This is a genomic window from Pseudomonas sp. NBRC 111131, assembly GCF_001320525.1.
GTDB lineage: Bacteria > Pseudomonadota > Gammaproteobacteria > Pseudomonadales > Pseudomonadaceae > Aquipseudomonas > Aquipseudomonas ceruminis.
This window is the reverse complement of sequence record NZ_BCBH01000001.1, coordinates 301,026-324,715: the sequence shown is the minus strand read 5'-3', so window position 1 is coordinate 324,715 and position 23,690 is coordinate 301,026. Positions and strand designations below refer to the sequence as shown.

The following is a 23,690-nucleotide window of genomic DNA, read 5'->3' as shown; positions in this document are numbered from 1 at the left end:
GCGTCAATCCGCTATGAAGCTCACCCGTACTTTCAACCCGCCATTCTCACCGTCATGCAGGCTGATTTGGGCCAGGTGCGCACGGCAGATCTCCCCGACGATGGCCAGGCCCAAACCACTCCCCTGGGCACTGCGCCGATAGAAGCGCTCGAATACCCGTTCGCGCTCATCCTCGGGAATTCCCGGCCCGTCATCCTCCACCTCGAGCACTGCAGGGGCCAACACCCGCAGGATTACATTGCCCCCTGCCGGCGTATGCGCCAATGCGTTGTCCACCAGGTTGCTTAACAGTTCGTTGAGCAAGGTCGGCTCGCCCTTCAGCCAGACCGGTGCCTGCGCCTCCAGTGCCAGCGCCACACCTCGGTTGTGGGCCAGCGGCGCCATGGCCATCCCCAGCTCGCGGGCCAGTTGGCTCAGGTCCAGGCGCTGCGCGCCCCCTTCGGCAATGGCCCGCGCGCCGTTCTCCACCCGCGCCAGCGACAGCAACTGGTTGGCCAGGTGGGTCAGGCGATCGGTGCCTTGGGCCGCAGACTCCAGGGTCTGGCGCCACTCGTCGGGGTGCTGCGAACGCAGGCCCAATTCGACCCGCGCCTTGAGCGCTGCCAGCGGCGTGCGCAACTCGTGGGCTGCCTCGGCGATGAACTGTGCCTGGCGCTCGAACTGGCCACGCAACCGCTGCGTGAAGTGGTTCAACGCGCGCACCAGCGGGCCAAGCTCACGCTGCACCTGCACCACCGGCAACGCACGCAGGTCATCGGGCTGGCGCTCTTCGACTGCCGTGCGCAGCCGCTCCAACGGGCGCAGCGCGGCACTCACCGCAAACCACACCATCACCAATGCCCCCAGCGCCAGCATGCCCAGACGCAGCAAGGTATCGGCCATCAACCCACGCGCCATGCGCACCCGTGCCTCTTCGGTCTCGGCCACGCGGATCTCGGCCATGCCATTCATGTTCGGCTCGCTCACCGCCCTGAGCAGGCTGACCACGCGCACGTCCTGGCCCAGATAGGTCGCGTTGTAGAACCGTGCCAGCGCCGGATAGTCATCGGTGCGCGGCGTCCCGGGCGGCGGCGGCGGAAGTTTCTCGTAGCCCGAGATCAGCTTCTGGTTGATGTCCAGCACCTGATAGTAGATACGCCCGGCACTGTCATAGGCGAACGTGTCCAGCGCCACGTAGGGCACATCCGCGCTCAGGGTACCGTCGCGCTGGGACAGGCCCGCGGCAATGGTCCGCGCCGAGGCCAGCAAGGTACGGTCATAGGCGGTGTCGGCCGCTTCGCGGCCATTCCAGTATGCGCTGAGGCCGCTGGCCAGCATCAGCACCACCAACAGCAGCGCCAGGTTGCCCACCAGCCTCCCACGCAGGCTGCCGTTATCCCGCATCACGGTGCTCGAGCAGGTAGCCCAGGCCGCGGAAGGTCACAATGGCAACCGGCTGGCCATCGAGCTTCTTGCGCAGGCGGTGGATATAGATTTCGATGGCATCCGGGCTGGCTTCTTCATCCAGGCCGAATACCTGGGCGGCCAACTGTTCCTTGCTCATCACCCGGCCAGGGCGGGCGATCAGCGCTTGAAGCACACTTTGCTCGCGAGAGGTCAGCGTCAGGTTGTCTTCGCCGAGGGTGAAGCGCCGTGTGTCGAGGTCGTACACCAGCGGGCCGCAGCGCTGCTGGCGCTCCCCGCCGAGCACGCTACGTCGCAGCAGGGCTTTTACCCGCGCTTCCAGCTCGGTCAGTTCGAAGGGCTTGGCCAGGTAATCGTCCGCCCCGAGATTCAACCCATGGACCCGGTCCTTCACATCGCTGCGCGCGGTGAGCATCAGCACCGGCAGGGTCTTGCCACGGCCACGCAGGCGCGCCAGCACTTCAAAACCGTCCATGCGCGGCAGGCCGACGTCGAGCACGGCAACGGCGTACTCCTCGCTGGCCAGGGCCAGGTCGGCGGCCACGCCGTCATGCAGCACATCCACGGTCAGCCCAAGGCTCTTAAGGGCCTGGGCCACGCTCTCGGCCAATTGCAGATGGTCTTCGACCAGCAGCACACGCATCGGTTTCTCCCCTGCTCGGGTGGGACGGTGGCGCGGAGTGTACCGCTGTCGCCCGGCCTGTGAAGCCCTTGTAACAAACCTTTCTCGCTGAAAGGTTAGTGAAAGGTTCGTTACCTAGCATCGCACCACGGTCGCTCCACGCGCCGAAAAAAGCACCAGCAAGGTGCAACGAATAAGAACAATAAACGGAGTCAACCCGATGCTGTCATCGCAGCCGCAGGCGTTCGCGCCTACCCGTTCCCTGTCCGCACGCCCTTCTGCCATCGCCAGTGCCCTTGCACTTGCCGGTGTCGCCCCGATGAGCCAGGCCGCCTTTTTCGAAGACAGCACGGCAACCTTCGAAACCCGCAACATGTACTTCAACCGCGACTTCCGCGATGGCACCAGCGCGCAGCAATTCAAGCGTGACGAATGGGCCCAGGGCTTCATGCTCAACTTCGAGTCCGGTTACACCGATGGCACCGTGGGCTTTGGCCTGGACGCGCTGGGCATGCTGGGCATCAAGCTCGACTCCAGCCCCGACCGCACCGACACCGGCCTGCTGCCCACCCACGATGATGGCAAGGCCGCCAACGAGTACTCCAAGCTGGGCCTGACAGGCAAGATCAAGGTTTCCAGCACCGAACTGAAAGTCGGTACGCTGATCCCTGAACTGCCAACCCTGCAGCCCAACGATGGGCGCATTCTGCCGCAGACCTTCGAGGGCGGCCTGGTTACCTCCAGGGAGATCAAGCACCTCACCTTCACCGGCGGCCGCCTGGAAAAGGTCAAGGACCGCAACGACACCAACTGGGAAGACCTGGCCCTGAACAACAAGAACGGTCGCTTCGGCGGGACCTTCTCGGCCGACCACTTCGACCTGGCCGGTGTCGATTACCAGTTCACCGATCGCATCACCGGCAGCTACCACTTCGCCCAGCTGGACGACATCTACCGCCAGCACTTCCTCGGCATGGTCGCCACCCAGCCCTGGGGCCCGGGCACCTTCGGCGCCGACCTGCGCCTGGCGGTGAGTGACGACCAGGGCCAGGCCAAGGCCGGCAAGATCGACAACACCACCGTCAACGGCATGCTCAGCTACGCCCTGGGCGGCCACAAAGTGAGCGCCGCCTACCAGCACCTGTCGGGTGACAGTGCCTTCCCCTATATCGATGGCGCCGACCCGTACCTGGTCAACTTCGTCCAGATCAACGATTTCGCCGGTGCCGACGAGCGCTCCTGGCAAGTGCGCTACGACTACAACTTCGCGGCGCTCGGCGTCCCGGGGCTGACCTTCATGACCCGCTATATCAACGGCGACAACGTCAGCCGCGCCGATGGCAGCGAGGGCAAAGAGTGGGAGCGCAATACCGAATTCAAGTACGTGGTACAAAGCGGCCCGTTGAAAAACGTCGCCGTGCGCCTGCGCAATGCCACCTTCCGCTCGAACTTCGCCCGCGACGCGGACGAGGTGCGGCTGCTGGTGAGCTACAGCGTGGCCCTGTGGTAACCCATAACAACAACGTTCACGGAGATAGACGATGACCTTTTCACTGCGCCGCCTCGTCATGGCTACCGGTTGCCTGCTGTTGGCCGGTAACGCGTTCGCTGCCGAACCCAAACGCCCTGAATGCATTGCCCCCGCCTCGCCTGGTGGTGGTTTCGACCTGACCTGCAAGCTGGTGCAGAGCGCCCTGGTGCAGGAAAAGATCCTCAGCAAGCCGATGCGGGTCACCTACATGCCCGGCGGTGTCGGTGCAGTGGCCTACAACGCGGTGGTCGCCCAGCGCCCGGCCGATGCCGGCACCCTGGTGGCCTGGTCCAGCGGTTCGCTGTTGAACCTGGCCCAGGGCAAGTTCGGCCGCTTCGACGAAAACGCCGTGAAATGGCTGGCCGCAGTCGGCACCAGTTACGGCGCCATCGCGGTGAAAAGCGATTCGCCCTACAAAACCCTTGATGACCTTGTTGCGGCGCTGAAACAAGACCCGGGCAAGGTGGTAATCGGATCGGGGGGCACCGTCGGCAGCCAGGACTGGATGCAGACCGCGCTGATCGCCAAGGCCGCAGGCATCAACCCGCGCGACCTGCGCTACGTCGCCCTGGAAGGCGGCGGCGAAATCGCTACCGCATTGCTGGGTGGCCATATCCAGGTCGGTTCCACCGATATTTCCGACTCCATGCCGCACATCCAGAGCGGCAACATGCGGATCCTCGCGGTGTTCGCGGAAAAGCGCCTGGACGAGCCGGAAATGAAGGACATACCGACCGCCAAGGAACAGGGCTACGACATTGTCTGGCCAGTCGTGCGCGGCTTCTACCTTGGGCCGAAGGTGAGCGATGAGGACTACGCCTGGTGGAAGCAGTCGTTCGACTCGATGCTGGCCTCCGAGGATTTCGCCAAGTTGCGTGACCAGCGTGAGCTGTTCCCGTTTGCCATGACCGGTGAAGAGCTGGATGGCTATGTGAAGAAACAGGTGGCGGACTACAAGGCACTGGCCAAGGAATTTGGGCTGATTCAGTAAATCGCCGATTACCTGAACCGATCCCTGTGGGAGCGGGCTTGCCCCGCGAAACTGACACCGCGGTGCCGGTATTCGCGGGGCGAGCCCGCTCCCACAAAGTCCGCGCCCAATGAGGATTTACTCATGATCCTGCAACGTATCTTCGCCCTGGCTCTGCTGGCGGTGTGCGCCGCCCTGGCCGTCATGGCCTGGCCCTACCAGGCCGCGTTTTCCTACGAACCGGTCGGCCCCCGCGCCTACCCACTGCTGATGCTCGGCCTGATGGGCCTTGGCCTGCTCTACCTCGCCATTCGCCCGACCCCGATCGTGCGCAAGGACGACGAGCCCGAACTTGACCGCGAAACCCTGCTGAAGATCACCGCCTGCGTCGGTTTGCTGATCCTCTTCGCCAGCACCTTCGAAACCTTGGGCTTCATCGTCAGCGCCATCCTGGTTGGCATCCCCATGGCCCGCCTGTATGGCGGCCGCTGGCTGTTCAGCAGCGTCGTGGTGGTCGGCATGAGCCTGTTCCTGTACTGGCTGTTCGACCGCGTAATGGATGTGCCCCTGCCCCTTGGCCTGCTGAGCGTACTGGAGAACTGACACATGGATACCTTGAGCTACCTGGGCCAGGGCTTCGGCGTGGCCTTGAGCCCGTACAACCTGGTCACCGCCCTGTCGGGCACCTTGATCGGCACCGTCGTCGGCCTGCTGCCGGGGCTGGGCCCAATCAACGGCGTGGCACTGCTCATCCCCATCGCCTTCGCCCTCGGCTTGCCGCCGGAGTCGGCGCTCATCCTGTTGGCCGCGGTGTACCTGGGCTGTGAATACGGCGGGCGCATCAGCTCGATCCTGTTGAACATTCCTGGCGAAGCTTCGACCGTGATGACCACCCTGGACGGCTACCCAATGGCCCGCAAGGGCCTGGCCGGCGTGGCCCTGTCGCTGTCGGCCTGGAGCTCGTTCATCGGTGCGTTCATTGCCACGTGCGGCATGGTGCTGTTTGCCCCACTGCTGGCCAAATGGGCCATTGCCTTCGGCCCGGCGGAGTACTTCGTACTGATGGTGTTCGCCATCGTCTGCCTCGGCGGTATGGCCGGTGACAAACCACTGAAAACCTTTATCGCCGCACTGATCGGCCTGTTCCTGTCGGCAGTGGGCATCGATGCCAACAGTGGCGTGTACCGCTTCACCGGTGACAGCGTGCACCTGGCCGACGGCATCCAGTTCGTGGTGCTGGTGCTGGGCCTGTTCTCGATCAGCGAGATTCTCCTGCTGCTGGAGAAGACGCACCATGGCCACCAGGCGGTCAAGGCAACCGGGCGCATGCTGTTCAACTTCAAGGAAGCAGCGTCGGTGTTCGCGGTCAATATCCGCTGCGGCCTGCTCGGTTTCATCATGGGCGTGCTGCCCGGTGCTGGCGCCACCCTGGCCAGTGCGGTTGCCTACATGACCGAAAAGCGCATTGCCGGCACCTCGGGCAACTTCGGCAAGGGTGACGCCCGTGGCCTGGCAGCGCCGGAAACGGCCATCGGCGCCTCGTGCTGTGGCGCCCTGGTGCCGATGCTGACCCTGGGCGTGCCAGGCTCGGGCACCACCGCAGTGATGATCGGCGCACTGACCCTGTACAACATCACCCCCGGCCCGCTGCTGTTCGAACAGCAACCAGACATCGTCTGGGGCCTGATCGCTTCTCTGTTCATCGCCAACATCATGCTGGTGATCCTGAACATCCCGATGATCCGCATCTTCACCCGTATCCTCGCCGTGCCGAACTGGGCGCTGGTGCCGGTGATCGCCATCATCACCGCGATCGGTGTGTACGCCGTGCATGCCACCACCTTCGACCTGTTCCTGATGGTCGGCATCGGCATCATGGGCTACATCCTGCGCAAGCTGGACTTCCCGCTGTCGCCGATCCTGCTCGGCTTCATCCTCGGCGGGCTGATGGAGCAGAACCTGCGCCGTGCGCTGTCCATCTCCAACGGAGAACTGGGCATCCTCTGGTCAAGCCCGATCAGCATGGGCGTCTGGGTGCTGGTGGTGTGCATGCTCTGCCTGCCGCTGCTGCGCATCTGGCGCAAACGCAGCCTGCAGCGCCGGGCGATGGCCGATGCCTGATCGGTCGTTGCCGCTGTTCTGGGCGACAGGGCTGGTAGGCCTTGCTGGCGGGTACCTCGCCAGCTGGGTCGGTTGGCCGCTGCCATGGATGGTCGGCTCATTGCTGGCGATCATCCTGGTGCGCTGCCTGACGCCCTGGCAGCTTTCAGAAATCCCCAATGGCCGCAAATGCGGGCAATGCATCATCGGGCTCGGTATCGGCCTGCACTTCACCCCGGCGGTGATCGAGCAAGTGGCTAGCCATTTCGTGCTGATCTTCTGTGCGGCGTTGTTCACGACACTGTCCAGCGTGATCGGTGTGTGGCTGCTGCGGCGCACCGGTGAAGACCGCGCCACGGCGTTTTTCGCCAGCATGCCTGGTGGATCCGGGGAGATGGTCAACCTGGGTGCGCGCAACGGCGCAGTGCTCAGCCAGGTAGCGGCGGCGCAGAGCCTGCGGGTGCTGGCGGTGGTGCTGTGCGTACCGGCGCTGTTCAAGCTGCTGATCGGTGACGGGGTAGCGCTCAATCACGCCGGGAGTGTGAGTTGGGGCTGGCTTGCAGTGATTGCGCCGCTGGGGGTGGCGGTCGGTTTCCTATGGCAGCGCTTGCGCCAACCCAACCCCTGGCTGTTCGGGCCATTGCTGGTGGCGGCTACGTTAAGCCTTGCGGGCAATTTGCAGATTGCTTTGCCCAACGGAGCCAGCCAGATTGGCCAATGGCTGATCGGTAGCGGGCTGGCCTGCCACTTCAACCGCGCATTCTTCCGCCGGGCCCCCTCGTTTCTGGGGCGCACCTTGCTGAGCACGGCGCTGTGCATGCTGGTTGCCGGCAGTGCCGCGTGGGGGTTAAGTGTGATGACGGAGCTGGATCTGCGCTCGCTGACCCTGGGGATGATGCCCGGCGGGATCGCCGAAATGAGCCTCACGGCAGAGACCCTGCAGTTGTCGGTGCCCTTGGTGACGGCATTGCAGGTGATGCGCTTGCTGTTCGTACTATTTCTGGCCGAGCCGATGTTCAGGTATTGGGTGAAAGATCAGGGCTGAGGAGCGCTTATCCCATCGCCGGTGGTGTTTACCGGCGATGGGGCCATCGCTCAAAGCGGCGGTAGCGCCCAGTTGATCGGCGTCAGCCCACGCTGCTCGAGAAAGCCGTTGGTCCGGCTGAAATGCCCGCAACCCAGGAACCCTCGGTACGCCGACAGTGGCGACGGGTGTACCGACTTGAGCACCAGGTGCTTGGTACCATCGATCAGTTTCTGCTTGCTCTGTGCATGGGCGCCCCACAGCAGGAACACGACGTTCGGGCACTGCTCGCTGACCACCTGGATGATCCGGTCGGTAAAGAACTCCCAGCCTTTCTTGGCATGCGACGCGGCATTGGCGCGCTCGACAGTCATGGTCGTGTTGAGCAGCAATACACCCTGCTCGGCCCAGCTCTGCAGGTAGCCATGGTTGGCAATGGGGATGTTCAGGTCGCGCTGCAGCTCTTTGTAGATGTTCACCAACGAAGGCGGTGCTGGCACGCCTGGCTGCACCGAGAAACACAAGCCATGGGCCTGGCCGGGGCCGTGGTACGGGTCCTGGCCAAGAATCACCACTTTCACCTGTTCCAGTGGCGTGGAGTTCAGCGCATTGAAAATCAGCGGCCCCGGCGGGTAGATCTCTTTGCCGGCGGCGTACTCCTGGCGCAGGAACTCACGCAGTTGGTGCATGTAGGGCTGGTCGAACTCGGCACGCAGCGCGGCCTTCCAGCTGGGCTCGAGTTTGATGCGATCGTCGTCAGTCATGGGGCCATCCGTAATCAATGGCGCGACACTAGGTAAGGCATCCGTGCTTGTCAATCGATCCGGCCTGCATGATCGGCCAGGCAGGCCATACTGGGAGGATGAATTGCGCGAGGTAGTCCATGTCCATTCATTGCGAGGTACTGACCGGCGCCGATGGCGCCCGCATCGGCATTGCCACCTTGGATGCCCCCAAGGCGCTCAATGCCCTCACCCTGCCGATGATCGAAGTGCTCGGCGATTACTTGCACGAGTGGGCCCGTGATCCGGGCATCGTCTGCGTGCTGCTGCGTGGCAATGGCGCCAAGGCCTTTTGCGCCGGGGGCGATGTACGGGCGCTGGCCCAGGCATGCCGTGAGCATCCAGGTAGCGTGCCGCCACTGGCGGCCACCTTCTTCGCTGCCGAGTACCGCCTCGACTATTTCATTCACACCTACCCCAAGCCGCTGCTGTGCTGGGGCCACGGGCATGTGCTGGGTGGCGGCATGGGGTTGCTGCAAGGCGCTGGCGTGCGCATCGTCACCCCCAGTAGCCGCCTGGCGATGCCCGAAATCAGCATCGGCCTTTACCCCGACGTTGGCGCCAGCTGGTTCCTGGCCCGCCTGCCCGGCAAGCTCGGGCTGTTCCTGGGGCTGACCGGTGCGCCGATCAACGCCCGCGATGCGCTGGACCTTGGCCTGGCTGACCGCCTGTTGGGCGAACATCAACAGGAAGGCCTGATCGATGAGCTGCTGCAACTGAACTGGCAGGAGCGGACCGATCTGCAAATGAACAGCCTGCTCAAGGCCGAACAGCATCGCGCCTGTGCGCAACTGCCACCGGCCCAATGGCTACCCAGGCGTCAGGTGATCGACGAACTGCTTGATGTCGCCGAACCTGCTGCCGCATGGCGTGCACTGGAAAGTTTGAAACACCACACCGACCCGCTGCTCGCTGCGGCCGGCCAGCGGCTGCACGAAGGCTGCCCGCTGACGGCGCACCTGGTGTGGGAGCAGATCCGCCGGGCACGGCACTTGTCATTGGCCCAGGTCTTCCAGATGGAATACAGCATGAGCCTCAATTGCTGCCGTCATCCAGAGTTCAGCGAGGGGGTGCGCGCCCGCTTGCTGGACAAAGACAACCAGCCGCGCTGGCACTGGCCGGATGTGGCCCAGGTGCCAGCGGCGGTGGTTGAGGCGCATTTCGCCAAGGTGTGGGAGGGGCGGCATCCGCTGGCGGATCTGGCTTGACGGGGCTGCTGTGCCGCCCCTTCAACGTTCACCGCTGCCAGTTGCCATTGCCGCGCCCGTTTGAATGCCAACGGTCGTTCTGATAGCGCTGGCTGTCGTTACGGTAATCATGGCGGTCCCGATCGCGCCCATAGTCATAACGCTGACGATTGCCATAGTCGTAACGCGGGTTGCCATGCCACTGGTTCATCCCCGGCTGTGGATAGGGACGGTATTGCGGCACCGGGGCGGGCCGGTAATAGCGCGGTGCCGGCTGGTAGTAGTAGCGCGGTTGCGGCACTGCATAGTAACGGTCATATCGGTAATACCCAGGCGATACATAACGATCGGTGGTGTAATAATCGGAACGATAATAGGTGCCACCTTGGTAGTAGGGCACACAGGCGGATGTCATCAGCCCCAACAGGGCGATCAACAGCATTCGATAGAACATGGCGGCCTCCTGGACCGCTGGGGTGCCCGAACAGCGGCGCTGGCGAGCGTCGACTCAAAAGCGTTCGTCGACAATGAATAAGACCGTTGCAACAAGGTGCAGTGCCCTTTCAGCAACAAATAGAAACAGCTCGAAATAACCCCGAAAAATCTGCAGTCTTTTTCGGGTCATATCACTAGAATGAAGGCCTCGGCACACATCACGGGACGATCATGCCTTCACGCTCCGCCCTGTTTTCGCAGCGCTCGTTGATCCTCGCCCTGCTGATGTTGCTGGCCTGTGGCTTTCTGGCCACATCGTTGCTCAGCTACTGGGCTTCCCGCAGCGCGATCCGCGACGCCATCGTCAATACCGAGCTGCCGCTGACCTCCGACACGGTCTATTCCGAAATCCAGAAAGACCTTATTCGCCCCGTGTTGATCGCCTCGATGATGGCCCAGGACACCTTCCTGCGCGATTGGGTGCTTGCCGGTGAACAGGACCCTCGGCGTATCACGCACTTCCTTGGCGAAGTCATGGGCCAGCAGGACACCTTCACCTCATTCTTCGTCTCCGATCGCACCCTCACCTACTATCAGGCCCGGGGTGTGCTCAAGCATGTCGAACCAGGCACCTGGCGTGATGCCTGGTATTTCCGCGTGCGTGACCTCAAGGCCCCTTACGAAATCAACGTCGACCTGGACATGGCCAACCATGACAGCCTCACGGTGTTCATCAATTACCGGGTGCTGGACTACCAGCAACGTTTCATCGGCGCGACCGGGGTCGGTTTGAGTGTGAAGGCCGTGGTCAACCTGATCGACACCTACCAGCAACGTTATCAGCGCTCGGTGTTCTTTACCGACGCCAAAGGCACGGTCTTGCTCACTGGCTCTGGCGGCGGCCCACATGGCCTCAGGGCCGGGCAACCGCTACAGGCCAACCCCGAACTGAGCGAGCTGCTGGCGCAGCACCCTGTCCCCGCACAGGGCAGCCACGAATACCGGGACAGCGCAGGCCATAGCCACTTCCTCAACGTGCGCCACCTCCCGGAACTGGACTGGTACCTGTTGGTGGACAAGCGCGAAACGGGCGCACTGGACCGCATTCGCCACTCGCTTTACCTGAACCTGGCGATCTGCACCATGATCACCCTGGTGGTACTGACGCTGCTGCATGCCATGCTCAGGCGTCACCAGGCCAGCATCGAGGCCGTGGCCACCCTCGACAGCCTCACCGGGCTGCCCAACCGGCGCAGCTTCGACCTGCTGGCGGCACAAGCGCTGCAGGAAGCCCAGCGCGACGGCGCGCCGCTGGTGGCGTTGCTGATTGACCTCGACCACTTCAAAGCGCTCAACGACACCCACGGTCACCTGGCAGGCGACGAAGTGCTGCGCCAGTTCGCCAATGTGCTGCAAGGCAGCTTGCGCCAGTCGGATATACTGTGCCGCTGGGGCGGCGAGGAATTCATCGTGCTGCTGCGCGAGGCCGACGGCAGGCACGCTATCGACGTCGCCGAAAAGATCCGTCGGCGTACCGAGCAACTGACCTTCAGCTATGACGAACGGCCGCTGCGCCTGACCACCAGCATTGGCCTGAGTGCGCTGCAGCCGGGTGACAGCCTGCACGCCCTGCTGACGCGCGCCGACCGTGCGCTGTACCGAGCCAAGCAGGCCGGCCGTAACCGTACTTGCAGTGAAACACCCGGAACCGACCATGAATGACAGCCAGCACTGCCCCGCCTGTGGCGCCCTCAACCAGTGCACCCTGGCCACCCCCCGCAGCGCCACCGAGGCTTGCTGGTGCTACACCGTGACCATCGACGCGGCGGTGCTGCAGGCGTTGCCTGCCGAACTGCGCAACCAGGCCTGCCTTTGCCCGCGCTGCGCCCAGGTGCTGGACCAGCTGGATGCGCCCGCAGGTGAAAAACGCTAGACTGCGTGCCCTGCGTCCTTCGGCCTGCTCCCGCCATGCGCCTCGACCGCTTCCTTGCCAACCTGCCCTGCTATAACCGCCAGCAAGTACGCCTGCTGCTGGTACAGCGGCGCGTGCGCGTGGACGGTGAAGCGGTAGCCGACCCCCGCCTTGAAGTGCGCGAATTCAGCCGTATCGAGGTAGACGACCAATTGCTGCAGGCGGGCCTTCCGGCGCGCTACCTGATGCTGCACAAGCCAACCGGCTGTGTCAGCGCCACCCACGACCCGCAGCACCGCACCGTACTGGACCTGCTGCCTGCAGGGCTGCGCGAAGGCTTGCACATTGCCGGCCGGCTGGACTTCAACACGACCGGGCTGATGATCCTGACCAACGATGGCCAATGGTCGCGGCGCCTGACCCAGCCAGAGACCAAGCTGCCCAAGCATTACCTGGTACAAACCGAGGACGAAATAGGCGAGCACTATGTCGCCCGTTTTCGCGAAGGGTTCTATTTTGCCTTCGAAAACCTGACCACCCTGCCCGCCCAACTGGACATCCTTGGCCCACGCACCGCCAGGCTGGCCATCGTCGAAGGGCGCTACCACCAGGTCAAGCGCATGTTCGGGCAGTTTGACAACAAGGTAGTGGGGTTGCATCGGGAAAGCATGGGGGCGATACGCCTGGACCCTGGGTTGGCAGCCGGGCAGTTCAGGGCGTTATCGGCCGAAGAAGTAGCCGCTGTCTAAGCCCAGCCAACAGCGCAGAGCGGTCATACGACCGCCCAGCGGCAAACGTCACATTTTCCCCCCAGCGCCACTTGCACGAAGCCTCACCCGCTGCTTGACTCCTAGCTTGTCAGTCCGCGCGTGACCAGCCAGTCACAACTGCGTACCCAGACACCTTTTTGCCGGCCACCCAAAGCCTCGATGCCTTGGGGCACGGCGAATTGCCCGTCAAAACAATACCGTCGACATCTGTACCAAGGATCGACACAGGGCCCGGTTTTCTCTTCAGGCAACTGCCTACCTGTCATAAAGAACGTGCACCCTAGGTGACGCGAATACCCTTTTTGCGCCAGGAGTCGATGACATGAGGCCAGAAATCGCTGTACTTGATATCCAAGGTCAGTATCGGGTTTACACGGAGTTCTATCGCGCGGATGCAGCCGAGAAAACGATCATCCTGATCAACGGTTCGCTGGCCACCACGGCCTCGTTCGCCCAGACGGTGCGCAATCTGCACCCGCAATTCAACGTTGTGCTGTACGACCAGCCGTACGCCGGCAAGTCCAAGCCGCACAACCGCCAGGAACGGCTGATCAGCAAGGAGACCGAGGCACATATCCTCCTTGAGCTGATCGAGCATTTCCAGGCCGACCACGTAATGTCGTTCTCATGGGGCGGTGCCTGCACCCTGCTGGCGCTGGCGCACCAGCCGCGGCAGGTGAAGAAGGCGGTGGTCAGTTCGTTCTCGCCGGTGATCAACGAGCCGATGCGCGACTACCTGGACCGCGGCTGCCAGTACCTGGCCGCCTGCGATCGCTACCAAGTGGGCAACCTGGTCAACGACACCATCGGCAAACACCTGCCGTCGTTGTTCAAGCGCTTCAACTACCGGCATGTCAGCAGCCTGGACAGCCACGAATATGCGCAGATGCACTTCCACATCAACCAGGTGCTGCATCATGACCTGGACCGGGCCCTGAAAGGTGCGCGCAATATCGACATTCCGGTACTGTTCATCAACGGCGACCGTGACGAGTACACCACTGCCGAGGACGCCCGCCAGTTCGGCAAACATGTCGGCAAGAGCCACTTCAGCGTGATCCGCGACGCTGGCCATTTCCTCGACATGGAGAACAAGGCGGCCTGCGAAGACACCCGCAGCGTCCTGCTCGGGTTTCTCAAGCCGAGCGTGCGGGAATCCCGGGCACGCAACCCGTATGCCTCTCAAGGGCAGCATGCATGGGCCATCTGAGCGCATCGGCGCCCCCAGCCATGACCCTGCGGGCAAGGGGCGCCGAAAGCTTTTTTAGCGTTGCTTTATAACTGGGGCTTCTATTTCGGACGGCGTTCTGGTAAAAAGTCGAGCTTAGATGCGGGTATAGTTTAGTGGCAAAACGAAAGCTTCCCAAGCTTTAGTTGAGGGTTCGATTCCCTCTACCCGCTCCAGCCTTGCTTCTCTCAAGCACCCTTCCAGCGGCACTGCAAACACTCTTCATCCGGTGGGCAGATTGCCCTTGATGATGCGCCCCTCCTGCACGATACCCACGATTGCGTCCCCCTCGCCGGTCAAACAGCGAATGTCCCGCAGCGGATTGCCGTCGACTACCAGCACGTCCGCGATAGCCCCCGCAGCGATTCGGCCCAGCGCTGATTCCTGCTGCAGGATCTTCGCAGCCACGGTTGTAGCACTGCGCAACGCCTCGAGGTTGCCGAGGATTTCTGCCCTGATCATCAGCTCCATCGTTTGAAACTCGTGCATTTCACCCAGCAAGTCCGATCCGTAGCCCATTTGTACCCCTGCCTCGGCATAGATGGACAAGGCCCGGCGACCCGCTTCCTTGACATCGGCCAACTTGGCGATCGACTCAGGTGACAGATTGAACCGCGGGCCGTGCTGCGCAAGCATTTCGTAGGTCACCTGTGTCGGCACTGCAAAAGCACCGTGTTCAGCCATGATCCTGGCGGTTTCCAGGTCGACCAGGTTGCCATGCTCGATCGTTCTGACCCCGCACACCACTGCGCGTTTGATGGCCCGAGGCGTGTATGCATGGGCCATGACATAGGTATTGGCCGCCTGTGCTTCGTCGACGATCGCCCTGATCTCGGCTTCGCTGTACTGGGTGTTGGCGATCGGATCTGTCGGAGAGGCTACACCGCCAGACGCCATTATCTTGATCTGGGTGGCCCCCTGCTGCAGCTCCTCTCTGACTGCGAGCCTTACGTTGTCGACGCCATCGACTACCCGGGCGATGGCACCAGCGCGGAAGCAACAGGAACAGGGCTCGTTGGCCAGCAACGTGCCTCTGGCCCGAAAGTCACCGTGCCCTCCCGTTTGTGACAGCGCCTTGCCTGAGGCGAAAATCCGCGGACCGGGTATCAACCCGAGTGCCACCGACCGCGCCAATGCCCAATCGGCCCCCCCGGCATCCCGCACTGTGGTGAACCCACGCTCCAGCATGCCCTTGAGAATGGGCATTGCGCGGTACATGACGATGGCATTGGGCTGCAGCGCGTTATGGCCCAGGTTGGCCTGCGAGGCCAGCACATGGACGTGGCAGTCGATCAGCCCAGGCATGAGCGTCCTGCCCCGCACATCCCAAACGGTGCTGCCCGGCTCCGGCTCGGTGCCCACAGGCCGCACGGCAAGGATACGCCCCGACCGGATCACCACCTCCTGACCGTGGACAAGTTGGCCGTTGTCCAGGTCCAGGACAGCGCCGTTTCGCAGAACCAAGGTCGCTGGCGCTACATTACTCATCGATATACTCCTTCCCAATGTTGCCCGCCGACACGTTGGCGATCCTGATAAAGCACGGCACCGACGAAGCTGACGGCTGCCGCGAACATGATGTAGAAAGCTGGAGCCAACGGATTGCCGCTCACGGCAATCAACCAGGTGATCGTGAAGGTCGCAAAGCCGCCAAAGAGGGTGACGGCCACGTTGTAGGCGATGGAGAGCCCCGTCGATAGCACGTGCGATGGCAACAGCTCGCTGAATGCCGCCAGGATTGGCCCGACGTACGCAGAAATCAGCAACCCCAGAACGACCTGGAAGACAATCAAAGATGGCAGCCCAGGGAACTGGTTGATCATCAGAAACATTGGGTAGATAAGTGTGAAGATTCCCACCGCAGCGCCGATCAACCACGGTCGGAAACCAGAGCGATCCGCCAGGTACCCGACCACGGGCGTGGCAAAGACAATGACAAGCCCACCCACGGTGCCGGCCATGAATCCGACCTGATTCGCCAGCCCCAGTACGCGTGAGGCGTAAGCGGGGATGTAGAACAACACCGCGTAGGTACACACCGTCCACAACACCACCAGCAGAAACACCGTGGTGGCGCCCCGCCTGTGATTACGAAGCACTTCACGCAGCGGCGATTTCGCCACGCCTGCAGCATGGATGACGGGTGGCTCTTCGATGCGGTGGCGGATATAGAAGCCAACGGGGGCAATCAGGCACCCCACCAAAAACGGCACACGCCAGCCCCAACCCTCCAATTGCTCCACCGTCAACCAGGACGAGACAAGCGCTCCGGTACCCGACCCCAGCACCACGGCCAGACCGATACTGGATTGCAGCCAACTCGCATAAAACGCCTTGCGCCCTGGTGGCGCATGTTCGGTCAGAAATGCCGTGGCGCTGCCGGTTTCCCCCCCTGCAGAGAACCCTTGCAGCAGCCGCGCCAGCACAATCAGCACAGGAGCAAACAGGCCAATCTGTGCATAGCTGGGGGTAATGGCGATGATCAACGTCCCGGCCGCCATCAGTAGAATGGTGAGAGACAAGGCCGCCTTGCGGCCTTTTCTGTCGCTGTACGAGCCGATCACGATGCCGCCCAATGGACGCATGAAAAAGCCAACGCCAAAGGTTGCCAGCGCCATCAGGTAGGACGTCAGCTCGTTACCGGTAGGAAAGAACACTTTGGCGATGATCACGGAGAAGAAGCTGTAGACCGTGAAATCGAACCACTCCAGTACATTGCCGACCACGGTGGCGATGACTGCCTTACGAGACTGCATAGTGACCACTTGTTGTTTTTGTATGCTCACAGCGATGCTCCATTTCAATAACGTCAGTCAGTGCTGACCCGGAAAATGGCAGTAGAAAAGTTGAGCGTGTTGGGTCTGGTGCCCGAGATGGCCCCACCTTATGGCAAGGTAGTGATGCGCTAAAGCGTTAAAAACGTGGGTTTGCATGCGCCCTCTGCATGCATGTGCCGCCGGGCGGCCGAGCGCTGCTCACACCTGGGCGTTGAGAAAAGCGTCGAACTGGCGAACGATCCGGGTGGCGTAACGGCCTGCAGGTCGCAACAGGTGATATCCCCCCTCCCCGTGCACCCGATGCTCAGTTACCGGCACCAGGTCACCACAGGCGACGAACCTGTCGATGATGGGTGACCACCCCAGAACAACGCCGTGGCCCGCGATCGCCAGGTCCACGAGCAAAGGGTAATGGCTGACGGTGAGCCGCTTGGTGGGCATCACGCGGGGTAGCCCAGCCGCCGCAAACCAGCTTTGCCAGGAAAGCCACTGGCGTTGGCCGTCCTCCAACACCAGCAACCGTTCCTTGGCCAGCGCCTCGGGTGCCAGGGTGCGGCCGGCCAGATAGCCGGGTGAGCAGTAGGCGCCCACCGACTCTTTGAAAATAAGCTCTGCCGTTACACCGCTGGGTGGCGCGGCACGCAGGAAGTACACGGCGATGTCGAACTCGGCCCTGACCAATGACTCCAGGCTATCGACCACGCGCAAGCTGATGTCGGCATCGGGATAGTGTTCAAGAAAACCGCCTATCAGCGGCGTCAACCACAAGGCAGCGACGCCGGACGAACAGGCCAGGGCCAGGCTGTGGCTACTGTTGCGCGCCATGATGTCGGCAGTCGAATCGGCGAAATGGCCCAGCGTCGCTCTGACGGCCTCTGCATAGGCCTCCCCGGAGGCGGTCAAAAGCAGTTTCTTGTGCTCGCGGCGAAACAGTGCCCGGCCCAGGAAGTCTTCAAGTTGGGCCACCTGACGGCTGATCGCGCTCTGGGTCAGGTTCAGCTCGGCTGCCGCTCGGGTAAAGCTTCCATGCCTGACCGTCGCCTCAAAGGCGATGAGTGTCTGCAATGGCGGCAACGGTTCAATGCGCATGGTTTCGATCCCCCTCAAACGATGCACAAGCCTGTACGACCCGCGCTTGCCTCACGCCAAGGCTTGCGCCCCCACGAGCGCAATCGCGGCATCCTGAAAGGACCTGACGCCGGATACGCCGATCGCGCCCACAAGCTGCCCTTGATAGACCAGCGGCACGCCGCCTTCAACGCAAACCAGCTCCCGGGCAGTGGTGAATGAGAGCCGTCCATCGTTGACCATGTCCTCGAAAGCCTTCGTCGGGCGACTACCTGCTGTGGACGTTTTCGCCTTGCCAATTGCCAGCTCGATGCTCATCCCTGGAGCACCCGGCATCCGCTGGAACAAGATCAATTGGCCCGCGTCATCCACCACCGCAATCGAGACCGCCCAATGGTTGAGCGAAGCTTCTGCCTTGGCAGCCTCAAGCACGGCGATGGCCTCAGCAAGCTCCAGTACATATTTGGTTTGCATGTTGTCCTCGTGGGGAGCCCGGCCGAGCCGGCCTCCCCTGTTCATGATCAATCCAGCAGCCGAAGGATGTCTGCCAACAGTTTCGCGGGTACCCGCACGCCGTCTGCATGGCTTCGACGACGTGCCTCGAAACGGCGCTGGGAGGGCAGCCGTGCGCCTTGGCCCACGATGTCGTCAAACATGCGCTCGGCACGCTCGACACCCGCCGCGCTACCGGCACCACCCAGCAGTGCGGGACTCAGGGCGATAATCAGTTCACCATGGCAAGGCGTCGCTCCCACACCGTTGTCGTACGTCATCGAATCCTTACTGGTCAGGTCACCAATGAGTGCGCCAGCCATCAGCTCGACCATGGCGGCCAGTGCCGACCCCTTGTGTCCGCCAAACGTCAGCATCGCTCCTGCCATGGCCGCCGCAGGGTCGGTGGTGGGCTGGCCATCGCTGTCCACGGCCCAGCCAGGAGGGATAGGTTTGCCTGCACGCCGGTGAAGCTCGATGTCACCGCGAGCGATGGCGCTGGTGGCGAAATCGAACACGAAGGGCTCACCGTTCGGACGCGGCCAGCTAAAGGCAATCGGGTTGGTGCCGAACACCGGCCTAGCCCCTCCGGCGGGCGCCACCCAACTGTGGCTAGGGGTCATGGCCAAGCCAGCCAGGCCGTGCGCCGCAATGGCTTCCACCTCTGGCCACAAGGCCGAGAAGTGATAACAGTTGTTGATGACCATGGCGGCAATCCCGACGGTCTTCGCTTTCTCGACCAGTTTCGGCAGGCCTGTTTCAAATGCCAGAAGCGAATAACCAAAGTGAGCGTCCAGCGCGACCACGGCGGGCGTCCGGTCCTCCAGGGTTGCCTGCGCGGCCGGATCCACCCGCCCCTCGCGCAGGGTTTTCACACACACCAGCAGCCGGTAAAGGCCATGGGAATGGCACTCGTCACGTTGTCCCGCAGTTATCACCTTGGCTATCGCATTGGCATGATCGGAAGAAAAGCCGTTGCTGGTAAGCACACGGTAGGCCAGATCGAAAACCTCCTCGAGGCTCATGATCGTCTCGTCCTTGTCACTCATAATCACTCCAAGGGTATGAAATGGCCCCGGGGTCACGCCTTCCGAACGGGCGGGCGCGCAACCACGGGGCCGGAGGCTCATGCTCGGCAACGAGCATTCGATTGAGCCGCTGAATGGCCCGCCAGACGTGGCGGGCCGAGTCACTCATAAACGGTTCAACTGGCCATCAATGCGTTGCGGCACCCCTGCCGGGTTGGCATCCTGCAGGGCCTCTGGCAGCAGTTCCTGCGGCAGGTCCTGATACGACACGGGCCGAAGGAAACGAGCGATCGCCAGGCTACCCACCGAGGTTGAGCGTGGGTCAGACGTCGACGGGAATGGGCCACCGTGAACCATGGCATGACCGACCTCGACGCCAGTACCAAAGCCGTTGGCGAGGATGCGTCCGGCCTTGAGTTCGAGCGTTGGCAGCAGTCGACGAGCCAGTTCACGGTCGCCGTCAGCCAGGTGCACGGAAGCCGTCAACTGGCCTTCCAATGATTCCACCACCGCCTGCAGTTGCGCCGGTGAGTCACAGCGCACGACCAGAGATGCAGAACCAAACACCTCGGCACGCAGGCTTTCATCCTGCAGGAAGTCAGCCCCGGCCACGCTGAACAGCGCGGCTTGCCCTTGATGCGTGCCCCCAGCCTGCCCCTCTGCAACCTGAGTCACCTGTGGGTGGCGCTTGAACGCCTCGACACCTTGGCAATAGCTCTTGTAGATACCAGGGGTCAACATGGTCTGGGCTGGGCTGTTTGCAAGCGCCTGGGCCGCACTGTCGAGGAATCGCGCCAACCCTGGGCTCTCCACGGCCAACACAAGCCCGGGGCTCGTACAGAACTGGCCGGCGCCCATGCCCAAGGCGGTGATGAACGCCTGCGCAATGGTTTCGGCACGCGCTTGCAAGGCCTGCGGCAGCAGCAGCACCGGGTTGATGGAGCTCATTTCGGCATACACCGGAATGGGCTCGGGACGGTTCGCTGCGATGTGCATCAGGGCGGTGCCGCCGCCCCGCGACCCGGTGAAGCCAACGGCCTTGATACGCTTGTCAGCCACCAACCCTTGGCCTACATTGCGACCCGAGTCGAACAGCAGCGAGAAGGTACCTTCCGGCAGCGCATGGGCTTTTACCGCGTTCTGCAGCGCCCGGCCAACCAGCTCGCAGGTGCCAGGGTGTGCAGAGTGAGCCTTGACAATCACCGGGCAACCGGCAGCCAGCGCCGAAGCGGTGTCGCCGCCCGCAACCGAGAATGCCAGCGGGAAATTCGAAGCACCGAACACGGCAACCGGCCCCAGCGCAATGTTGCGCAGACGTAGGTCAACCCGCGGCAGCGGCTTGCGATCAGGCTGAGCGGGATCGATGCGCGCATCCAGGTAATCGCCGCTGCGTACCACGCTGGCGAACAGGCGAAGCTGACCCACGGTACGCCCGCGCTCACCTTCGATCCGCGCACGCGGCAGACCAGTCTCGATCATGCAGCGCTCGATCAGTTCGTCACCCAGGTCGAGGATGTTCTGTGCGATGGTTTCAAGGAAGCCGGCTCGCACATCAGCAGCGGTCTCCCGGTACGCATTGAATGCGCTGTTTGCCAGCGCGCACGCACGCTCCAGGTCCTCAAGGGTAGCGCCACCATAGGCGGGCTCGAGCTTTTCGCCCGTCGCAGCGTTGATACCCCAGATGTGCCCGTTCTGGCCCGTTGAAGCCAGCTGGCCAATCAAATTTTGTCCCGACAGCGCCATGACGTACCTCGTTTTTGGCTGATAAGAAAAGGGAAGCGGCTTCAGTACTCGGCCTTTCGAGCACCGGCACGCGAAACTGCAAATATGGAAATCGCCGCGCAGATACCGATGTACACGGCAATGCTTCCCCAATGGCCGTCAGACTCGGCCTGCAACCAGGTCGCGATCAAAGGGGCCGAGCCGCCGGCAATGGCTGCTCCCAGTTGGGAGCCCAGGGTGATTCCGGTGTAGCGAACACGGGTGCTGAAGATTTCCGACATGAACGTGCCCAGGGTCGCGACGATGGGCGCCCAGATAAAGCCGATCACGATGACCGTGGCGATCGTCAGCGACCAGTCACTCTTCAAGTCCAGAAGCAGGAAGTAAGGGGTGGCAAAAACGCCCATCATCAAAGCGCCAAAGAGGAACACAGCCTTGCGTCCAATGCGGTCAGACAATGCCCCCATGAGTGGGATCATGAACACAGTGACCAACGATGCGATCGACACCGCATTGAGAACGGTCAGCTTCTGCAACTGCAGCGTACCGGTGGCATAGCCCACCACGAAGGTGGTGAACACATAGAACGGCGCGGTTTCCACAACCTTCGCCCCCGTGGCGATCAGCACTTCACGCCAGTGGTACTTCAAGGTGTCGACCAGCGGCACCTTGGCGACGTCGCCTTGGCGCTTCGCTGCTTCGAAGTCCGGGGTTTCATCAATCCCGTTACGAATCCAGAGCCCCAGCAGCACCAGGACGGCGCTCAACAGAAACGGTATCCGCCACCCCCACGCCATGAAGTCTTCGTCAGGCAGCAGCGACACGAGCGTCATCGCTAATGTAGCCATGACCATGCCAAGGGGAACCCCCATCTGCGGGACGCTGCCATAGAGGCCGCGCTTGTTTTTGGGGGCGTATTCGTACGCCAGCAGCAGGGCTCCGCCCCATTCACCTGAAATGCCCAGGCCCTGGATGATGCGCAGGATGATCAACAGAATGGGGGCCCAGATACCGATGGCGTCATAACCGGGGAGCAACCCGATGCCGAACGTGGCAAAGCCCATCAGCGACAGTGTGATCACCAGGGTCTTTTTCCGGCCGATGCGATCACCGATGTGCGAAAAAAGGAAGCCGCCAAACGGGCGGACGAAGAACGTGAGGGAGAACGAGAGGTAGGTCAGCAGCAGGCCAACCACCGGGTCATAATTCGGAAAGAAAAGCTTGTTGAAAACCAGACTGGCGACGGTGCCGTAAAGAAAGTAGTCAAACCACTCGATGGCGCTACCGGTGAGGCTGGCTACGAGGACGCGCTTGTTGAGTTTGGTGCTGCCGGCGGACGGTTGCGCGCTGGCGAGCGAATCGCTGAGGGTGCTCATGGAATGCCTCCGAGGTATGTGCAGCCGGTGGGCTTCGGATTCGGCAGATGAGAGGGCACCGATCGCTCAGGAGCGGCGCTTGCTCGCCTGATCTTCATGCACCAAAGCGGGCGGCCATACGGTTATTGTTCTGTCGGTACACCATTTGTAGTGAAGGTGCCCTGCACAAGGGCACCTTCATGTGCCGACCGGAATAGCGTCATCCGGCAGGCGGGCCTATCACTTCAGCTTTTTCAGGCCTTCGATAGCGGCCTGGATGGTAGTGATGACCATTTCACGCTCAGCACCGACCAGCGATAGACGTGGAGCACGTGTCCATTCTGGGGCGCCATACACCAGGTGCTCAGCGAGCTTGATGTACTGAACGAGCTTGACGTGGGTGTCGAGGTGGAACGATGGGGTCAGCAGGCGGTACAGCTTCAGCGCCTCTGGGTACTTGTTCTCGGCACACAGGCCGAAGATCTTCACGCACTCGGCAGGCCAGACGTTGGTCATGCCCGACACCCAGCCGGTCACACCCAGGGAGCTGCTTTCAACGATCAGGTCATCGACGCCGCAGAAGATGCTGAAGCGATCACCGAAGGCGTTGTACATGTCGGTAACGCGGCGAATGTCACCGGTCTCTTCCTTGATGCAGACGATTTCCGGGGTATCCACCAGCTCGTGCAGGATTTCGACGGTGACATCGACACCGTAAGCGATCGGGTTGTTGTAGATCATGATCGGCAGTTTGGAAGCGCTGGCGACTTCCTTGTACCAGTGCGCGGTTTCGCGTGGATCGCTCTTGTAGCCCAGGCTCGGGAACACCATCAGGCCCTGAGCGCCGAAGCTTTCATACAGAGCGGCGTTCTTTTTCGCATTCTCCAGGGAGACTTCGGCCAGGCCCGACAGAACCGGTACGCGACCCGCGGAGGTTTCAACGGCGGCGCGGATGACCTGCTCGCGCTCTTCCAGCGACAACGATGCGTTCTCGCCCAGCATCGGCAGGACGATGACACCGCTCACGCCATTGGCAATGAGCCGTTCGATGCTTTGCTTGGTAGCCGCCAGGTCGACCTTACCGTCCTGAGTCATCTTGGTGGTTACCGCGGGGAAGACGCCTTTCCAGATTGCCATGCTCTATACCTCTTAGGGTTTTGTTGTGGTTGTTTACTGTATCCAATCTACAATTAAACAATCCAATGCGCTAGATTTTATTTTTCGCCGTGGTAGGGTAAGGTTGCGCCGGTTCCTGCGGCCCGATGGCTCGCAGATACTGAATC

Annotated in this window: 22 protein-coding genes and 1 tRNA gene; 11 read left to right on the top strand and 12 right to left on the bottom strand. The window is 62.2% G+C overall.

The window, feature by feature from the left end; translation table 11 throughout:
* Positions 1-3: 3 nt before the first annotated feature.
* Together APH34_RS01490 and APH34_RS01485 are read right to left on the bottom strand one after the other, a co-directional pair.
* Positions 4-1,383: a sensor histidine kinase gene (locus APH34_RS01490; protein WP_054899395.1), complete on the bottom strand. Its 1,380-nt coding sequence runs from the start codon at positions 1,381-1,383 to the stop codon at positions 4-6.
* The gene (locus tag APH34_RS01485; RefSeq protein WP_054899394.1) at positions 1,373-2,047 is read right to left on the bottom strand and encodes a response regulator; all 675 of its coding nucleotides are present in this window, start codon (positions 2,045-2,047) and stop codon (positions 1,373-1,375) included. The genes APH34_RS01490 and APH34_RS01485 overlap by 11 nt, the downstream gene beginning before the upstream one ends.
* Positions 2,048-2,246: 199 nt before the next feature.
* Between APH34_RS01485 and APH34_RS01480 the strand changes: the two genes are divergently transcribed.
* The 5 genes from APH34_RS01480 (at position 2,247) to APH34_RS01460 (ending at position 7,672) form a co-directional block, all read left to right on the top strand.
* A complete protein-coding gene (locus tag APH34_RS01480; protein WP_054899393.1) occupies positions 2,247-3,536 on the top strand; it encodes an OprD family porin in 1,290 nt (429 codons plus the stop codon).
* A gap of 31 nt (positions 3,537-3,567) precedes the next feature.
* On the top strand, positions 3,568-4,548 hold the full coding sequence (locus APH34_RS01475) for a tripartite tricarboxylate transporter substrate binding protein (RefSeq protein ID WP_054899392.1): 981 nt from the start codon (positions 3,568-3,570) through the stop codon (positions 4,546-4,548).
* A 123-nt stretch (positions 4,549-4,671) separates the two neighbouring features.
* Positions 4,672-5,130 carry a tripartite tricarboxylate transporter TctB family protein gene (locus APH34_RS01470; RefSeq protein ID WP_054899391.1) on the top strand — a complete coding sequence of 153 codons (459 nt, stop codon included), beginning with the start codon at positions 4,672-4,674 and terminating at the stop codon, positions 5,128-5,130.
* A 3-nt stretch (positions 5,131-5,133) separates the two neighbouring features.
* A complete protein-coding gene (locus APH34_RS01465) occupies positions 5,134-6,648 on the top strand; it encodes a tripartite tricarboxylate transporter permease (protein WP_054899390.1) in 1,515 nt (504 codons plus the stop codon).
* Positions 6,641-7,672, top strand: coding sequence for an AbrB family transcriptional regulator (locus APH34_RS01460; RefSeq protein ID WP_054899389.1), 1,032 nt, complete (start codon positions 6,641-6,643; stop codon positions 7,670-7,672). Before APH34_RS01465 ends, APH34_RS01460 begins: the two co-directional genes overlap by 8 nt.
* Before the next feature lie 50 nt (positions 7,673-7,722).
* On the opposite strand, the gene ung is transcribed toward APH34_RS01460, so the two are convergent.
* Entirely contained in the window at positions 7,723-8,415 is a 693-nt protein-coding gene (ung, locus tag APH34_RS01455; protein ID WP_054899388.1) for a uracil-DNA glycosylase, read from the bottom strand.
* Positions 8,416-8,534: 119 nt separating this feature from the next.
* On the opposite strand from ung, the gene APH34_RS01450 reads away from it, so the two are divergent.
* Positions 8,535-9,641, top strand: coding sequence for an enoyl-CoA hydratase/isomerase family protein (locus APH34_RS01450; RefSeq protein ID WP_054899387.1), 1,107 nt, complete (start codon positions 8,535-8,537; stop codon positions 9,639-9,641).
* 28 nt (positions 9,642-9,669) lie between these two features.
* Here APH34_RS01450 and APH34_RS01445 read toward each other — a convergent pair whose 3' ends face one another.
* Entirely contained in the window at positions 9,670-10,074 is a 405-nt protein-coding gene (locus tag APH34_RS01445) for a hypothetical protein (RefSeq protein ID WP_054899386.1), read from the bottom strand.
* A 212-nt stretch (positions 10,075-10,286) separates the two neighbouring features.
* Between APH34_RS01445 and APH34_RS01440 the strand changes: the two genes are divergently transcribed.
* From APH34_RS01440 to APH34_RS01420, 5 genes are all read left to right on the top strand, one after another.
* The gene (locus tag APH34_RS01440; protein ID WP_054899385.1) at positions 10,287-11,777 is read left to right on the top strand and encodes a sensor domain-containing diguanylate cyclase; all 1,491 of its coding nucleotides are present in this window, start codon (positions 10,287-10,289) and stop codon (positions 11,775-11,777) included.
* Positions 11,770-11,988 carry a cysteine-rich CWC family protein gene (locus tag APH34_RS01435; protein ID WP_054899384.1) on the top strand — a complete coding sequence of 73 codons (219 nt, stop codon included), beginning with the start codon at positions 11,770-11,772 and terminating at the stop codon, positions 11,986-11,988. Before APH34_RS01440 ends, APH34_RS01435 begins: the two co-directional genes overlap by 8 nt.
* Before the next feature lie 35 nt (positions 11,989-12,023).
* Positions 12,024-12,716: a pseudouridine synthase gene (locus tag APH34_RS01430; RefSeq protein WP_054899383.1), complete on the top strand. Its 693-nt coding sequence runs from the start codon at positions 12,024-12,026 to the stop codon at positions 12,714-12,716.
* A 343-nt stretch (positions 12,717-13,059) separates the two neighbouring features.
* Complete coding sequence (locus APH34_RS01425) at positions 13,060-13,947, top strand: alpha/beta fold hydrolase (protein ID WP_054899382.1); 888 nt, start codon at positions 13,060-13,062, stop codon at positions 13,945-13,947.
* A 120-nt stretch (positions 13,948-14,067) separates the two neighbouring features.
* Positions 14,068-14,141: transfer RNA gene (locus APH34_RS01420), tRNA-Gly, on the top strand.
* Between the two features lie 46 nt (positions 14,142-14,187).
* Here APH34_RS01420 and APH34_RS01415 read toward each other — a convergent pair.
* The 8 genes from APH34_RS01415 to APH34_RS01380 all read right to left on the bottom strand — a co-directional run bounded on the left by APH34_RS01415 (position 14,188) and on the right by APH34_RS01380 (position 23,544).
* Positions 14,188-15,453 carry an amidohydrolase family protein gene (locus tag APH34_RS01415; protein ID WP_054899381.1) on the bottom strand — a complete coding sequence of 422 codons (1,266 nt, stop codon included), beginning with the start codon at positions 15,451-15,453 and terminating at the stop codon, positions 14,188-14,190.
* On the bottom strand, positions 15,450-16,721 hold the full coding sequence (locus APH34_RS01410; RefSeq protein WP_054899380.1) for an MFS transporter: 1,272 nt from the start codon (positions 16,719-16,721) through the stop codon (positions 15,450-15,452). The genes APH34_RS01415 and APH34_RS01410 overlap by 4 nt, the downstream gene beginning before the upstream one ends.
* 219 nt (positions 16,722-16,940) lie before the next feature.
* On the bottom strand, positions 16,941-17,831 hold the full coding sequence (locus APH34_RS01405; RefSeq protein WP_054899379.1) for a LysR substrate-binding domain-containing protein: 891 nt from the start codon (positions 17,829-17,831) through the stop codon (positions 16,941-16,943).
* A gap of 51 nt (positions 17,832-17,882) precedes the next feature.
* Complete coding sequence (locus APH34_RS01400) at positions 17,883-18,284, bottom strand: heme-binding protein (RefSeq protein ID WP_054899515.1); 402 nt, start codon at positions 18,282-18,284, stop codon at positions 17,883-17,885.
* Positions 18,285-18,331: 47 nt separating this feature from the next.
* The gene (locus APH34_RS01395) at positions 18,332-19,351 is read right to left on the bottom strand and encodes an Ldh family oxidoreductase (protein ID WP_054899378.1); all 1,020 of its coding nucleotides are present in this window, start codon (positions 19,349-19,351) and stop codon (positions 18,332-18,334) included.
* A gap of 144 nt (positions 19,352-19,495) precedes the next feature.
* The gene (locus tag APH34_RS01390; RefSeq protein ID WP_054899377.1) at positions 19,496-21,073 is read right to left on the bottom strand and encodes an aldehyde dehydrogenase (NADP(+)); all 1,578 of its coding nucleotides are present in this window, start codon (positions 21,071-21,073) and stop codon (positions 19,496-19,498) included.
* Between the two features lie 41 nt (positions 21,074-21,114).
* Positions 21,115-22,428: an MFS transporter gene (locus APH34_RS01385; protein ID WP_054899376.1), complete on the bottom strand. Its 1,314-nt coding sequence runs from the start codon at positions 22,426-22,428 to the stop codon at positions 21,115-21,117.
* Between the two features lie 219 nt (positions 22,429-22,647).
* Positions 22,648-23,544, bottom strand: coding sequence for a dihydrodipicolinate synthase family protein (locus APH34_RS01380; RefSeq protein WP_054899375.1), 897 nt, complete (start codon positions 23,542-23,544; stop codon positions 22,648-22,650).
* Between the last annotated feature and the right edge of the window lie 146 nt (positions 23,545-23,690).

Bases quoted from the DNA above. Each gene is read 5' to 3' on its own strand.
- APH34_RS01410 (WP_054899380.1), bottom strand. From the start codon at position 16,721: ATGCAGTCTCGTAAGGCAGTCATCGCCACCGTGGTCGGCAATGTACTG.
- APH34_RS01430 (WP_054899383.1), top strand. From the start codon at position 12,024: ATGCGCCTCGACCGCTTCCTTGCCAACCTGCCCTGCTATAACCGCCAG.
- APH34_RS01400 (WP_054899515.1), bottom strand. From the start codon at position 18,284: ATGCAAACCAAATATGTACTGGAGCTTGCTGAGGCCATCGCCGTGCTT.
- APH34_RS01480 (WP_054899393.1), top strand. From the start codon at position 2,247: ATGCTGTCATCGCAGCCGCAGGCGTTCGCGCCTACCCGTTCCCTGTCC.
- APH34_RS01475 (WP_054899392.1), top strand. From the start codon at position 3,568: ATGACCTTTTCACTGCGCCGCCTCGTCATGGCTACCGGTTGCCTGCTG.
- APH34_RS01415 (WP_054899381.1), bottom strand. From the start codon at position 15,453: ATGAGTAATGTAGCGCCAGCGACCTTGGTTCTGCGAAACGGCGCTGTC.
- APH34_RS01385 (WP_054899376.1), bottom strand. From the start codon at position 22,428: ATGAGCACCCTCAGCGATTCGCTCGCCAGCGCGCAACCGTCCGCCGGC.
- APH34_RS01465 (WP_054899390.1), top strand. From the start codon at position 5,134: ATGGATACCTTGAGCTACCTGGGCCAGGGCTTCGGCGTGGCCTTGAGC.
- APH34_RS01460 (WP_054899389.1), top strand. From the start codon at position 6,641: ATGCCTGATCGGTCGTTGCCGCTGTTCTGGGCGACAGGGCTGGTAGGC.
- APH34_RS01450 (WP_054899387.1), top strand. From the start codon at position 8,535: ATGTCCATTCATTGCGAGGTACTGACCGGCGCCGATGGCGCCCGCATC.
- APH34_RS01425 (WP_054899382.1), top strand. From the start codon at position 13,060: ATGAGGCCAGAAATCGCTGTACTTGATATCCAAGGTCAGTATCGGGTT.
- APH34_RS01470 (WP_054899391.1), top strand. From the start codon at position 4,672: ATGATCCTGCAACGTATCTTCGCCCTGGCTCTGCTGGCGGTGTGCGCC.
- APH34_RS01435 (WP_054899384.1), top strand. From the start codon at position 11,770: ATGAATGACAGCCAGCACTGCCCCGCCTGTGGCGCCCTCAACCAGTGC.
- APH34_RS01405 (WP_054899379.1), bottom strand. From the start codon at position 17,831: ATGCGCATTGAACCGTTGCCGCCATTGCAGACACTCATCGCCTTTGAG.
- APH34_RS01490 (WP_054899395.1), bottom strand. From the start codon at position 1,383: ATGCGGGATAACGGCAGCCTGCGTGGGAGGCTGGTGGGCAACCTGGCG.
- ung (WP_054899388.1), bottom strand. From the start codon at position 8,415: ATGACTGACGACGATCGCATCAAACTCGAGCCCAGCTGGAAGGCCGCG.
- APH34_RS01440 (WP_054899385.1), top strand. From the start codon at position 10,287: ATGCCTTCACGCTCCGCCCTGTTTTCGCAGCGCTCGTTGATCCTCGCC.
- APH34_RS01485 (WP_054899394.1), bottom strand. From the start codon at position 2,047: ATGCGTGTGCTGCTGGTCGAAGACCATCTGCAATTGGCCGAGAGCGTG.
- APH34_RS01445 (WP_054899386.1), bottom strand. From the start codon at position 10,074: ATGTTCTATCGAATGCTGTTGATCGCCCTGTTGGGGCTGATGACATCC.
- APH34_RS01395 (WP_054899378.1), bottom strand. From the start codon at position 19,351: ATGAGTGACAAGGACGAGACGATCATGAGCCTCGAGGAGGTTTTCGAT.
- APH34_RS01380 (WP_054899375.1), bottom strand. From the start codon at position 23,544: ATGGCAATCTGGAAAGGCGTCTTCCCCGCGGTAACCACCAAGATGACT.
- APH34_RS01390 (WP_054899377.1), bottom strand. From the start codon at position 21,073: ATGGCGCTGTCGGGACAAAATTTGATTGGCCAGCTGGCTTCAACGGGC.